The sequence below is a fragment of the Streptomyces roseus genome (assembly GCF_001044425.1).
Classification (GTDB): domain Bacteria; phylum Actinomycetota; class Actinomycetes; order Streptomycetales; family Streptomycetaceae; genus Streptomyces; species Streptomyces roseus.
This window is the reverse complement of record NZ_LFML01000033.1, coordinates 99761-113165: the sequence shown is the minus strand read 5'-3', so window position 1 is coordinate 113165 and position 13405 is coordinate 99761. Positions and strand designations below refer to the sequence as shown.

At 72.3% G+C, this 13405-nt stretch carries 11 protein-coding genes and 1 pseudogene; 9 read left to right on the top strand and 3 right to left on the bottom strand.

Annotation, left to right across the window (positions count from 1 at the left end):
* The first annotated feature begins 175 nt into the window (after positions 1 to 175).
* On the top strand, positions 176 to 1150 hold the full coding sequence (locus ACS04_RS09525) for a DUF5926 family protein (RefSeq protein ID WP_048476097.1): 975 nt from the start codon (positions 176 to 178) through the stop codon (positions 1148 to 1150).
* Positions 1151 to 1331: 181 nt separating this feature from the next.
* On the opposite strand, the gene ACS04_RS09520 is transcribed toward ACS04_RS09525, so the two are convergent.
* Together ACS04_RS09520 and ACS04_RS09515 are read right to left on the bottom strand one after the other, a co-directional pair.
* Positions 1332 to 1949, bottom strand: coding sequence for a hypothetical protein (locus ACS04_RS09520; RefSeq protein WP_048476096.1), 618 nt, complete (start codon positions 1947 to 1949; stop codon positions 1332 to 1334).
* A gap of 113 nt (positions 1950 to 2062) precedes the next feature.
* Complete coding sequence (locus ACS04_RS09515) at positions 2063 to 2767, bottom strand: bifunctional DNA primase/polymerase (RefSeq protein WP_048476095.1); 705 nt, start codon at positions 2765 to 2767, stop codon at positions 2063 to 2065.
* A gap of 419 nt (positions 2768 to 3186) precedes the next feature.
* Here ACS04_RS09515 and ACS04_RS09510 point away from each other — a divergent pair.
* Positions 3187 to 4838 (top strand): annotated as a pseudogene (locus tag ACS04_RS09510) (PP2C family protein-serine/threonine phosphatase).
* Between the two features lie 104 nt (positions 4839 to 4942).
* Positions 4943 to 6409, top strand: coding sequence for an aminopeptidase P family protein (locus ACS04_RS09505; protein ID WP_048476094.1), 1467 nt, complete (start codon positions 4943 to 4945; stop codon positions 6407 to 6409).
* A gap of 96 nt (positions 6410 to 6505) precedes the next feature.
* Here ACS04_RS09505 and ACS04_RS09500 read toward each other — a convergent pair whose 3' ends face one another.
* Positions 6506 to 6997, bottom strand: a complete 492-nt coding sequence (locus tag ACS04_RS09500; protein ID WP_048476093.1) for an ATP-binding protein — start codon at positions 6995 to 6997, stop codon at positions 6506 to 6508.
* Positions 6998 to 7216: 219 nt separating this feature from the next.
* On the opposite strand from ACS04_RS09500, the gene ACS04_RS09495 reads away from it, so the two are divergent.
* From ACS04_RS09495 to efeB, 6 genes are all read left to right on the top strand, one after another.
* Positions 7217 to 8032, top strand: a complete 816-nt coding sequence (locus ACS04_RS09495) for a hypothetical protein (protein WP_048476092.1) — start codon at positions 7217 to 7219, stop codon at positions 8030 to 8032.
* Between the two features lie 105 nt (positions 8033 to 8137).
* Entirely contained in the window at positions 8138 to 8848 is a 711-nt protein-coding gene (locus tag ACS04_RS09490; RefSeq protein WP_048476091.1) for a YcnI family copper-binding membrane protein, read from the top strand.
* 108 nt (positions 8849 to 8956) lie between these two features.
* A complete protein-coding gene (locus ACS04_RS09485; RefSeq protein WP_048476090.1) occupies positions 8957 to 9610 on the top strand; it encodes an SCO family protein in 654 nt (217 codons plus the stop codon).
* Positions 9607 to 10092: a copper chaperone PCu(A)C gene (locus ACS04_RS09480; protein WP_048476089.1), complete on the top strand. Its 486-nt coding sequence runs from the start codon at positions 9607 to 9609 to the stop codon at positions 10090 to 10092. The genes ACS04_RS09485 and ACS04_RS09480 overlap by 4 nt, the downstream gene beginning before the upstream one ends.
* A gap of 22 nt (positions 10093 to 10114) precedes the next feature.
* A complete protein-coding gene (locus ACS04_RS09475) occupies positions 10115 to 12100 on the top strand; it encodes a copper resistance CopC/CopD family protein (protein ID WP_048476088.1) in 1986 nt (661 codons plus the stop codon).
* Complete coding sequence (gene efeB, locus ACS04_RS09470; protein WP_078864588.1) at positions 12025 to 13380, top strand: iron uptake transporter deferrochelatase/peroxidase subunit; 1356 nt, start codon at positions 12025 to 12027, stop codon at positions 13378 to 13380. Before ACS04_RS09475 ends, efeB begins: the two co-directional genes overlap by 76 nt.
* Positions 13381 to 13405: the final 25 nt, after the last annotated feature.

Below are 13405 nucleotides of genomic sequence, written 5' to 3'. Positions count from 1 at the left end.
TCCGCTGTCACGACGCCCATGAGCAGGACCCGCACCACCGGCCATCCGAACGAGCGGCCGCCGGGAGCGCACGCCGACCGTGCTCCCGGCCGCACCCTCCCGGCAGCGGCGGTACGAACGGCTAGGCTCGCGCCCAGACACCACGCCGTACCGCCGCAACCGGGAGACACCCACGATGGCCAAGAAGCGCCCCGCAGCGAAGACTGCAAAGCCGCAGCTCAAGAACGGGGAGATCCCGGTGGTGGGCGCACGCGAGCCCTGCCCCTGCGGATCCGGGCGCCGTTACAAGGCCTGCCACGGCGCAGCCGCCGCGCACGCCGTCACCGAGCACGTGGCGCGCCCCTTCGAGGGCCTGCCCGGCGAGTGCGACTGGGTGGCGCTGCGCGAACTGGTGCCCGCCGCGACCATCCCCCTCACGCTCAAGGGCGGGCTGCCCGAGGGCGTCCCGTCCGTCACGCTGGTGACCGTACTGCCCATGGCCTGGCCGGCGCTGCGCCGCGAGGACGGGTCCGTCCTGCTCGGCCTCCAGAACGACTCGACCACCGGGGATCTCGCCCGGGACATGGCCGACACCCTGGAGCGCGCGCTCGTCGCGGAGCCGGGCACCCCGGTGGCGGCACGCCGCGTTCCCGCCGAAGGCCCCCGACTTCAGGATCTCCTGGACACGGACGGCGTTTTCGAGCCGGTTGTGCACACCGGGTTCGAATTCTGGATTCCGGATGCGGAGAGCGCCCAGAGCGCCTCCCCGGAGATCGCCGCCTCCCTCGAGCGCGCCAACGCCGCCGCCATCCCGACGGTCAAGCTGGCCGGCGTGGACGCTGCCTACTGGTGCGAGACCCCGGACAAGAACCACCTGCGCTGGGTCATGCCGCACCCCGAGGAGAAGCTGCTCGACGCCCTCGCGCGGCTGCACGCCGCCGGTACCTCCTCGCTCGGCGAAGGCACCCGGCTCGTCGGTTCCTTCCGGGCGCACGGGCTCGTCGTCCCCGTCTGGGACCTGCCGACCGGAGTGAGCGCCGACGACGTGGAGAAGCCCGCGGCGGAGTTCGCGGAGCGCCTGGCCACGGCCCTGGCCTCGGATGCCCCGCTGACCGCGGACGAGCGCCGGGCGCGCGGCGGACTCACCAACCGCCAGGTCACGCTGAGCTGACCGCCGAGCACCCGCAGGACCGGTGACTGGGGTCACAACTCCCGCTAATCGCCTGCAAATCGGTGTCTGAATATCAGAGATCGAATTTGCGAACAGGCGATCTCTTGTTACCGTTCTTGTAGCCCGGTCGCTGGTGCATCCCCCGTCGCCAGCGACCGGGCGCTTCCTTTTCCGCCGTCGTTCAACCGTCGGCCGGTGTCGGTGAGTTGCTCCCGGACCGCAGCAGCACCTGCCCTTCATCATCCGGAACTGCAAACTCCGCAACTGCCGAGTAGGCGTCCGGCGCCCCCGCCGAGTCCTCGCGCGGCGTCTCGCACAGCCCCGGCTCGTCGCCGGCCCCGACCGCACAGCGGATCTGTACCGTGCGCCCCGCCGGTCCCATGACCGTCAGGACTGCGTCCAGCGCGCGCCCGCTCGTGTTGCGGTAGTAGCTGCGTCCCCACGTACGGCCCTCGCCCGCGAGGACGCAGGTCTGCGCCTCCAGGCCCTGCGGGGAGGAGAGTTCGGGCCCGCACCTCGAATCCGTTCGGGGCTGCTCGGACGGACCCGGCTGCGGCTCTCGGGCCGGCGGCCGCCCCGGCTGACCCGTGCGCGGCGGCCCGGCCGGCTGCCCCGGCCGGGCGGCGGACGCCTGCGTACGGGATCCGGCCGCCGGATCGGCCAGTCCGAGCGAGGAGAGCAACCCGCCGCCTTTTCCGTCGTCCTGACCGGTCGAATCCGGTCCGGCGATCGCCCCGGCCAGCGGGAGCGACAAGATGATCAGCACACCGGCGCTGATACCGATCAAGCGGAGATTCATTCGCCGAAGATAGCGAGGCCGGAATGGGGCGCGGAGATCCCCGCGCCCAATTCCCTTGGAAACTCGTCGCGCTGGCACCCGTACGAGTGATCGGCGGGCTCCCGGAAGCCGGTTCAGTACGCGAGCCGGCTTCCGCCGCCCGAGGCCCCGGTGCTCGCCTCGACCAGCGCGTGTACGAGCGCCTCGACCTCCGGCAGCCACGGGTCGCCGTCGTCCGCCGGTGCACGCTCCCACCGCACCTGCCCGCCGCCCGACGCGGGGGAGGGCGGGAGCAACAGGTAGCCGCCCTCGCCGTGGAAGCGCAGGGCGGAGGGCACGTGGTCCTTGGCGTACAGGAGTTCCCCGAGCCGCTCCAGCGAGTAGGGCGCCACCAGCAGCGCCCAGCGGGTGGGCGAGGCCACGATCGGGCCGAGCCGCATGCCCTGCGCGTCCAGCCGTACGACGGCCCGCGCGGCCGCGTTGGCCGGCAGGCTCACGGCGCACGGGGCGGGGCCGCCCGTGGCGAGCAGCACGGGAGCGGTGGGCCGGTTGGTCCACCACCAGGCCACCATCCGGGGGTCGGTCGTGGCCGCCAGCAGCCCGGGGTCGAAGGGGTGGGCACCGGGCACGGCGCAGTCGGGGTCCGGGCAGGCGCACCGGCTGCTGTCGGCGCCGGAGCGGCCGACGCCGGGAAGCACCGGCCACTGCCGGGTGGTGGCGCAGACGAGCGCCGCGTCAAGGAGGGGGAGCGCCGGGTCACCGCTCTGCCGGGGGGCGGGGCGCAGGGTTTTCAAGCGATCGCGGAGCCGCTGGAGACGCCTTCCGAGGATCTCGCGCATGAGCGCTCGTTCCTTTCCGTTGAACGCCGAGGGCCACATCACACCATGTAACCGGTGTTTCACCACACGCACACGTTTCGCGTCACTGTCCGCCTTGAAGCAGGTTCACACGGTTCGTGCAGTTTTCTTACGGGTCCGTGAAACGTCCGGCGGGGGCGGAACGCGACCCGCGCCAGTGCCGAGGCCGTACCGAGACCGGCTGCCGCCGCTAAGGACGACGGGCCGCGCCGGGCGGTTCCCGGCGACCGCCGGGCTGCGCCAACTCTCCCCGAGCACCACCGATTAGGTACCCGGAGCCGCTCCGCCGCCCGACCAGTCGATCGCAAAAAACGTCCGCTTCCGGCTTTTTCCAGCCAAGTTCTAGCCTTGGCTGGACAGTGAGTTGCCGTCTCACGGACACCAGGATTCCCACCTGGCCAATGCTGGACATCAGTCCTCGCGTGCGTGTAGATGTGGTTCATTGATGGCGGCGCAGCACGATCTGGGGGTTTGCGATGCTATATGGCGAATCGCACCAGGTGGAAAGGCGGACGCCATGAGCGCCCCGCATCTGCCGAAAGTGGCTGGAATCGATTCAGCAGTTACCGCGGTCCCGCACACTGCGGCGCCCACGCCCGCCCGAACCACCCCCGCCCCCGCAGCGGCAGCGGTCCCCGGACCGAGCACCGTGATCCAGGACCGGCTGGCGGGGATGGTCTCCGACCTCACCACCCTCCACGAGCTCACCGAATGCCTCGCCCGCGCCCGCGACCTCGACTCCTCCCTCCACGAGTTCCTGCGCGCCGGCGCCGTCCTCGTCGGCGCCCGCCGCGGCCTGGTCGTCCTGGAGCCCTCCGACGGGCTCGGTCCGACGACCACGATCGGCCTCGGACTCGGCCGCGCGGACCTCGGGCACATCGAGACCGTCCCGCGCACCGCGACCTCGTACGGGCGGATCCTCGATGGACTCCCCGATGCCCGGGGCGGCTCCGACGTACTCCCGGAACCCGACGCCGCCCCCGGCTCGGGCGGGTACGGCACCCCCGTCGACCCCCGCCACCGCGAGGTCGCCGCCCGGCTCGGCTACGCCGCGAGCTACGCGCTGCCGCTGACCGCCGAGGCCACCGGCCGGCTGGGAGCCGCCGTCTGGCTCTACGACGAACAGGCCGAGCCGAGCGAACGCCAGCGCGACCTCGCCGGGCTCTACGTCCGCCACGCCGCCGAGCACCTGGCCCGGATGCTGGAGGTGGAACGCTCCCGCAGCCGCCTGGCCACGGTCGCCGAGGAGCTGCTGCCCAGCCGGCTCCCCCGGATCCCCGGTGTCCGGCTCGCCGCCCGCCACCACACCGGACCGCGCGGCGGGGGCGACTGGTACGACGCGCTGCCGCTGCCCGAGGGCGCGCTCGGACTCGCCGTCGGCTCCGTCACGGGGGCCGGGCCCAGCGCCGTCGCCGCGATGGGACGGCTGCGGGCCTCACTGCGCGCGTACGCCGTCATGGAGGGGGAGGACCCCGTCGCGGTCCTGTCCGACCTGGAACTGCTGCTGCGCCTGACCGAGCCCGCGCGCTGCGCGACGGCGCTCTTCGCGTACTGCGAGCCCCCCGGGTCCGCGCGCGCGGGCGGCCAGGGGCGGAAGATCCTCCTGGCCGGGGCGGGGCACGCCCCGCCGCTGCTCATCGGCGAGCACCGCACGGAGTACGTGGAGACCACGCTCTCCGCGCCGCTCGGGATGCTGTCGTGCTGGGAGGCTCCGAGCGTGGAGATCGAACCCGCGCCAGGAGAAACGGTGCTGCTGTACACCGACGGGCTCCTGCGGCGGACCGGCGACCCCATGGACCGGGCCTTCGCGCGGCTGCACGCAGCGGCCGCGGGGGTGCCCCGGGGCATCCGGGACGATCCGGCTGCCATCTGCGACCACATCTTGCGGGCCGTGCTGCCGGCGGACGATCCGGCGGTCGCGACCCTTGGAGCGGCCCCCGCCACGACGGCCTCCGCCGCTTCCGCCACCCCCGCCGCTTTCGCCACCGCCGCCCCGTGCGCCGCGGAGGACGAAGTGGAGGACATCGTCCTGCTCGCTGCCCGTTTTGACTGATTCGTCACACCCGCCGCCGGGCGTCTTCCCCTCGCACATACGATGGATACGGTCCTACCCGGTCCTGTAGTAGCTGTCGTAGGTGTCGTAGCTGAGGAGAAGACGTGGCTGACGAGCTCACCCCGGAGACCCCGGAAGAAGAGCAGCCCCAGAAGAAGCACAAGCAGCGCAAGAACGGGCTGTACCCGGGCGTCAGCGACGAACTCGCGGAGAGCATGCGCACCGGCTGGGCCGACACCGAGCTGCACGGCCTGGAGCCGATCGCCCAGGCCGAGCACACCGCCGCCCGCCGCGCCGCGCTGTCCGCGCGCTTCCCCGGCGACCGCCTGGTCGTGCCCGCGGGCCGCCTCAAGACCCGCTCGAACGACACGGAGTACCCCTTCCGCGCCTCGACCGAGTACGCGTACCTGACCGGCGACCAGACCGAGAACGGCGTGCTGGTGCTGGAGCCCTCGGGCGAGAGCGGCCACACCGCGACCGTCTACCTGCTGCCCCGCTCCGATCGCGAGAACGGCGAGTTCTGGCTGTCCGGCCAGGGCGAGCTGTGGGTCGGGCGCCGCCACTCCCTCACCGAGGCCGAGCAGCTGCTGGGCATCCCGGCCAAGGACGTGCGCAAGCTGGCCGAAGAGCTGGCCGAGGCCGAGGGCCCGGTCCGGGTCGTCCGCGGCCACGACTCCGTCATCGAGACGGCCCTGACCGACAAGGTCACCAAGGAGCGCGACGAGGAGCTGCGCGTCTACCTCTCCGAGGCCCGCGCCGTGAAGGACGCGTTCGAGATCGGCGAGCTGCAGAAGGCCGTCGACTCCACCGTCCGCGGCTTCGAGGACGTCGTGAAGGTCCTGGACAAGGCCGAGGCCACGTCCGAGCGCTACATCGAGGGCACGTTCTTCCTGCGCGCCCGCGTCGAGGGCAACGACGTCGGCTACGGCTCTATCTGCGCCGCCGGTCCGCACGCCTGCACCCTGCACTGGGTCCGCAACGACGGCGACGTCCGCTCCGGTGACCTGCTGCTGCTCGACGCCGGTGTGGAGACCCACTCCCTCTACACCGCCGACGTCACGCGCACGCTGCCGATCAACGGTGCGTACACCGACATCCAGCGCAAGATCTACGACGCGGTGTACGAGTCCCAGGAAGCCGGCATCGCCGCCGTCAAGCCGGGTGCCAAGTTCCGCGACTTCCACGACGCCTCGCAGCACGTGCTCGCGGAGAAGCTCGTCGAGTGGGGTCTGCTGGAGGGTCCGGTCGAGCGGGTCCTGGAGCTCGGCCTCCAGCGCCGCTGGACCCTGCACGGCACCGGCCACATGCTCGGCATGGACGTCCACGACTGCGCCGCCGCGCGCACCGAGGCGTACGTCGACGGCACGCTGGAGCCGGGCATGTGCCTCACCGTCGAGCCCGGCCTGTACTTCCAGGCCGACGACCTGACCGTGCCCGAGGAGTACCGGGGCATCGGCGTCCGGATCGAGGACGACATCCTGGTCACCGAGGACGGCAACCGCAACCTGTCGGCCGGACTGCCCCGCGCCTCGGCCGACGTCGAAGCCTGGATGGCGCGCCTCAAGGGCTGACGCCGGAGGGCCTCCTACGGGCCCTGAGTCCGGTGCCGATGGGCGGGATCTCGTACGCGAGTCCCGTCCATCGGCGTATCCGGAGTCCTTCCGCCGCTACGACACCTTCAGCAGCGCTCCCTCACGCCATTTCAGGATCTTGTCGAAGCTGACCACCGCGCCCCGGCCCGGCCGGTTGCGGAGTCTGACGTGGTCGGCGAGCTCCGCGATAAGCCACAGTCCCCGGCCGTGCTCGCTCTCCGAGGGTTCGGAGGGGCCGGCCGGCGGGGGTCTGCGCCCCGCGACCGTCGCCGCCGGGAATCCCGGGCCCGAATCGGTCACCTCGATGCGGCAGCGGTCCCCGTCCAGGTACGCCGTCACGCGGTACTCCGCGCACGCCTGCGGTACGGGCTCCGCGCCGGCACCGGCCTCTGCCGCCGGACCGCCGTGTTCCACCGCGTTCGCGCAGGCCTCGCTCAGTGCCACCGACAGATCGAAGGAGATGTCCGGGTCCACCCCCGCGGTCTCCATCGTCCCCAGCAGCAACCGCCTGGCGAGCGGCACGCTCGCGGCTTCGCGCCTCAAGTGGAGAGACCACCAGATGCTCATACGGTTACGTATTGCCTTCAGTGGCGGGGCGTAAGCCCCCCGCGGACGTCACAGCCCTCATTCGGCCGATGCGGCACTCCGAAGCAGCGGTGTATGCGGCGGCCTGCGGACCCGCGGCCGGAGCGGACACCCGAGGTGAAGCCCGCCGTACAGGGGCACTCACGACCTTCCGGACCTGCCGTATGGACGGTGTGAGGGCAGTGCGATGATGGCCCGGCCATGACTGCCCCCCACGCGACGCCCGCCGGAGCCGGACTCCGGCTGTTCCGGGCCGCGGTGTTCACCGCGGTCTGCGTCGTGCTGTCCGCGGCCGGGCACGCGCTGGCGTCCTGCGCCACGGTGCCGTGGTGGGCCCTGGCCATCGCCTTCCTCGCCGTGTTCGCGGTCGCCGCCCCGCTCGCGGGCCGTCGGCGCTCACTTCCCGGCATCGCCGCAGGTCTCGCCTTCGGACAGCTCGGGCTGCACGCGGTGTTCGGCCTCGGCCAGCACGGCGCCGCCGCGGCCCAGGCGCCCACCGGCGCGGACACCTCGCTCGCGGCGCTCGCCGCCCGGCTGGTCTGCGGGGGCAACTCCGTCCCACTGAGCCCGGCCGACGCCCGACACATCCTGGAGACCGCCGGTCTGGATCCGGCGGCCCTGGCCGCTTCGCAAGGCGCGGCATCCGTCCATGCCGGGCACGCGCACCTCGCGCAGGCCTCCGCGGCCCCCGCCACCGGCCTGTTCAGCCCCGGAATGCTCGTCGGCCACCTGCTGGCCGCGCTCGCCGCGGGTTGGCTGCTGGGGCGCGGCGACGCCGCCCTGCTCCGGCTCGTGGAGCTGTCCCGCACTTACACCGAAGCCGATCCGGTACGTCCGCTGCGCGCCGCGCTGGCCTTCGTACGGGCCTTCGGCGCCGGACTCGCGGGCGCGCCCGGCGGTGCACCGCAGGCGGCCCGAACCGCCGCCGAACCCGCCGCGCACACCGGCCGGGACGCACTCCAGCACGCGGTGACCAGGCGCGGGCCGCCCCGTACGGCGCTCGCCCTCGCAGCCTGACGCGGCATCCACTCCCCGGAGCATCCGGCGGGAGCAGCGGTGCCGCGAACTCCGCGCGCACCCGTGCCCGGAGCCACCGTTCCCTGCCCAGTGGAGTGTTCCGCCATGAAGACCTCTCGCGTCTCCTTCGCCGCCGCCCTTGCCGCCGGCACCGTCCTCGTCCTGTCCGGCACCGCGTTCGCGCACGTCAGCGTGCAGCCCGGGGACGCCGTCAAGGGCGGCTACGCGACCATCAACTTCAAGGTCCCGAACGAGCGCGACAACGCCTCGACCACGCAGCTGGAAGTCAACTTCCCCGTGGACCAGCCGCTGACCTCCGTCATGCCGCAGGACATTCCCGGCTGGACCGTGACGATCGAGAAGAGCAAGCTCGACAAGCCGCTCACCGTCCACGGCAAGCAGGTCAACGAGGCCGTCACCAAGGTGACCTGGAGCGGGGGCAAGATCGAGCCCGGCAAGTTCCAGCAGTTCCCGGTGTCCGTCGGCAAGCTGCCCGACAACGCCGACCAGATGGTCTTCAAGGCGATCCAGACGTACGACAACAACGAGGTCGTCCGCTGGATCGAGGAGACGAAGGCGGGCGCGGCGGAGCCGCAGAACCCGGCTCCCGTCCTGAAGCTGACCGCAGCCAAGGCCGGCGCCGACGACCACCACGACGACGACAAGAGCGCCGCGGCGGCGAAGGACGAGAAGGGCCACGACGAGGCCGCCGAGAGCACCTCCGACACGACCGCGCGCGCCCTCGGCGTCGCGGGCATCGTCATCGGCCTCGGCGGTGTGGCCTTCGGTGTCGCCTCGCGCCGCCGCGCCTCCTGACCCCGAGCGGTCGCAGGCCGTAATCCCTTGTCCTGAGCGTGCGCGGCCGGCCCTTCTTCACGGCCGGCCCGCCCGCACCCACATCCCCGATCCCAGGGACACCTCTTCATGCGCACCACTCGTGTGACGGTCGCCGCGCTCCTGGCGGCGGCCGCGCTCACCCTCACCGCCTGCGGCGGTGAGACCGCCAAGCCGAACACGGTCACCCAGATCGCCGGCGGACAGACCAAGGCCGGCAAGGCCACGGTCCTCGACCGCCCCTTCGACAAGCCGGAGCTGGTCCTGACGGACACCACCGGCAAGCAGTGGAACCTGCGCGAGCAGACCAAGGGCAAGCCGACGCTCATCTACTTCGGCTACACCCACTGCCCCGACGTGTGCCCCCTGACGGTGAGCAACATCGCCGTCGCCAAGAAGGCACTCCCGAAGGCCGACCAGGACAACCTCCAGGTCGTGTTCGTCACCACCGACCCTGAACGGGACACCCCCGAATCCCTCGGCGCGTGGCTCAAGTCCCAGGACCCGTCCTTCACCGGACTGACCGGCGACTTCGCCACCATCCAGGCGGCCGCGCGCAAGCTCGGCATCGGTATCGAGGCACCGAAGAAGGAGGCCGACGGAACCGTCGTCTCCATGCACGGCGCCCAGGTCATCGCGTTCTCGCCCAAGACCGACGAGGGTTACCTCCTCTACGGCGAAGGCACCACCGTCGACGACTACACCAAGGACCTGCCGAAGATCGTCAAGGGAGAGAACCCGTGAACGCCCGCACCACCCGCACCCTGGCCGCCGCCCTCTCCCTGACGGCAGCGCTCGCCATATCCGGCTGCTCCTCGGACTCCGACGCCAAGGCCGGCGCGGACAAGCCGAAGATGACGGTCAGCGGCGCGTTCATGCCGGAGCCCGTGAACGACCAGATGGCCGGCGCGTTCATGGTCATCAAGAACGACTCCAAGACCGCCGACAAGCTCACGGCCGTCACCAGTCCGCTCTCCGACGATCTGCAGATCCACGAGACCAAGGACCAGAAGATGCAGCAGGTCGCGGCCATGGACGTGCCCGCGGGCGGTGAGCTCCGGCTGGAGCGCGGTGGCAGCCACGTCATGCTCATGGGTCTGAAGAGCCTGCCGAAGGTCGGCGACAAGGTCGCCTTCGAGCTGCGCTTCGAGAAGGCCGACCCGGTCAAGGTCGAGCTGGACGTCAAGGAGCGTACGTACAACGGCCAGAACACCAGCGCCCACTGACGGACCGAGGTACTGACACGCCATGACGGCCATCGCCCCCTCCCCGGCCCGCGCCCGGGCCGCGGCACTCCTGCCGCGGCTCGCGCTGGTCCTCGCAGCGCTGCTGGCGGCCCTGTTCACCGCGGCCGGCCCGGCCGCGGCGCATGCCGCGCTCACCGCGAGCGACCCCCAGGACGGGGCGGTGGTCGCCACGGCCCCCGCCCAGGTCACCCTCTCCTTCTCGGAGCAGGTCGCCATGGGCGACGACTCCATCCGCGTCATGGACCCGCAGGGCAAGCGGGTGGACACCGGCGAGCTGCGCGACATGTGCAGCGGAAACACCATCCGCTACGGCACCGCGCTGCACTCCGGACTGCCGGACGGCACCTACACCGTCGCCTGGCAGGCCATCTCCGCGGACAGCCACCCCGTCTCCGGCGCCTTCACCTTCTCCATCGGCGCCCCGTCGGCGACCACCGTGGCCCTGCCCACCGCGCAGGTGGGTGGCGGACCGGTCGGCATCGCGTACGCCATCGCGCGCTACGCCGCCTACGCCGGTTTCACCGTTCTCGTCGGCGGCGCGGCCTTCATCCTGTTGTGCTGGCGGCGCGGCTCCGCGCAGCGCCCGCTGCAGAAACTCATCGTGCGCGCCTGGGTCACGCTCACCGCCGCCACGCTCGTGATGCTGGTGCTCCGCACTCCGTACACGGGGTCGGGGAAGTTCGCCGACGCCCTGGACCTCGACGGCCTGAAGGCCGTGCTGGAAACCAAGACGGGTGCCTCCCTCGTCTCCCGGCTGCTGCTGCTCGGCGCCGCCGCGCTGTTCATCGCCGTGCTGTTCGGCGCCTACGCCCGCAGGACCGAGGAGGCCGGCGAGCGGGCCAAGCGCAAGGGCAAGGAGAAGGGCCGCGGGGCGAACAGGGAGCCGGGGGCGAACGCCGAGGCCGACGACCTGCTCTTCGGCCTCGGCATCGGCGGAACGGTCGTGGCGGGTGGCATCGCCGCCACCTGGGCGCTCTCCGAGCACGCCTCGACCGGCATCCAGCCGGGTATCGCGATGCCCGCCGACATCCTGCACCTGCTGGCCGTCGCCACCTGGCTCGGCGGGCTCACCGCTCTGCTCGTCGCCCTCCACAAGGTCCCGGGGATCGAGCGCGAGGCGGTCCGGCGGTTCTCCCGGGTCGCGTTCGTCAGCGTCCTGGTCCTCGCCGTCACCGGCGTCTACCAGTCCTGGCGCCAGATCGGCAGCTGGTCGGCCCTCACCGGCACCAGCTACGGGCAGCTCCTGCTGGTGAAGGTCGGGCTCGTCGCGGTCCTCGTCGGCATCGCCTACGTCTCCCGGTCGTGGACCGCGCGGCTCACCGATGCCCCTGCCGGAAAGCCGGCCAAGATCGCACGCCAGCGCGGCGATGTTTCACGTGAAACATCCCCGGCCTCGGTGACCGTCCCCGATGACCCCAAGCGGGCCGCCCAGCTCGCCCGGCAGCGCGCCGCCCGGGAGAGCGCCCGGGAGAAGCAGGCACGCGACGCCGATCCGGCCCGGGCGGGGCTGCGCCGCTCCGTCCTCGCCGAGGCCGGTGTCGCCATCACCCTGCTGGCCGTGACCACCGTACTGACCAGCACCGAGCCGGGCCGGACGGCCGAGCAGGCGAGCGGGCGGGACACGGCGGCAACTGCCGTCCCCAACCGCGCCATCAAGATCACGCTGCCGTTCGACACCGGCGGCCAGAACGGCAAGGGGTCGGTCCGGGTCGAGGTCGACCCTGGCCGGGTCGGGGCCAACTCGCTCCACGTGTGGGTCGACGATCCCCAGGGCCAGCCCCTCGACATCCCGGAGATCAAGGTCGCCTTCACCCTCCCCGCCAAGGACATCGGCCCTCTGCCGCTCCTCCCGGAGCGCGCGGCCCCCGGCCACTGGAGCGCTTCCGGTGTCCAGCTGCCGCTGGCAGGGGAATGGCGGATCGACGTGACCGTCCGTACCTCCGACATCGACCAGACGACCGTGCAGAAGAACGTGAAGATCGGCTGACCAGCGTGACCGAGAGCAACCCCGACATCGAGATCTCCCGGCGCCGGCTGCTGGGTACCGTCGGCGCCGCGGGCGCCGCCGGACTCGCGCTCGGCGCCACCGGTGGCGCCCTCGCGCACTCCGCGTTCGACGACTCCCCGGCCGGCGCCTCCGGGTCGGCCGGGAGCCTCGCCTCGCTCGGCGCCACCCAGGTGGCCTTCGACGGCGAGCACCAGGCCGGCATCACCACCCCGCTCCAGGCGAAGGGGCACGTCCTCGCCTTCGACCTGGCCCCCGGGGCGGGCCGCAAGGAGGCCGCCGCCCTGATGCGGCGCTGGTCCGACACCGCCCGCCTGCTGATGGCGGGCAAGCCCGCTTCGGGCGCGGACTCCGGTATCGCCCTCGACGCCGGGCCGTCCTCCCTCACCGTCACCTTCGGCTTCGGCCACTCCTTCTTCGAGCGCACGGGGCTCACCTCCCGACGTCCCACCGCCCTCGACCCGCTGCCCGATTTCTCCGCCGACCGGCTCGACGCCCAGCGCTCCAACGGCGACCTGTGGGTCCAGATCGGCGCCGATGACGGGCTCGTCGCCTTCCACGCCCTGCGCGCCCTCCAGAAGGAGGCCGGGGAGGCCGCCCGGGTCCGCTGGCAGATGAACGGCTTCAACCGGTCCCCCGGCGCCACCGCCGCCCCGATGACCGCCCGCAACCTCATGGGCCAGATCGACGGCACCGGCAACCCGAAGCCCGCGCAGCCCGACTTCGACAAGCGGATCTTCGTCCCCGCCGCCGGTCCCGGCCCGGCCGAGCACGCCTGGATGGGCGGGGGTTCCTACGCCGTCGTACGGCGCATCCGGATGCTCCTCGACGACTGGGACAAACAGTCCCTGGCCCAGCAGGAGCAGGTCATAGGCCGTACGAAGGCCACCGGGGCGCCCCTGACCGGCGGCACCGAGACCACGAAGATGGCCCTCGACAAGATCGGCCCCGACGGCAAGCCGGTCATTGCGTCGAACGCCCACGCCCGGATCTCCGCCCCCGAGCAGAACGGCGGGGCCGCCATGCTCCGCCGCCCGTTCTCCTTCCACGACGGGATCGCCGCCGACGGGACTCCGGACGCGGGGCTCCTCTTCATCTGCTGGCAGGCCGACCCGCTGCGCGGTTTCGTCCCGGTCCAGCGCAAGCTGGACCGCGGTGACGCCCTGTCGGAATTCATCCGGCACGAGTCCAGCGGGCTGTACGCGGTCCCGCCCGGTCCCCGCGACGGGGAGTACGTCGGGCAGCGGCTGCTCGAAGGATGAACAGCGACCCGGCGGTCGGGGGCGC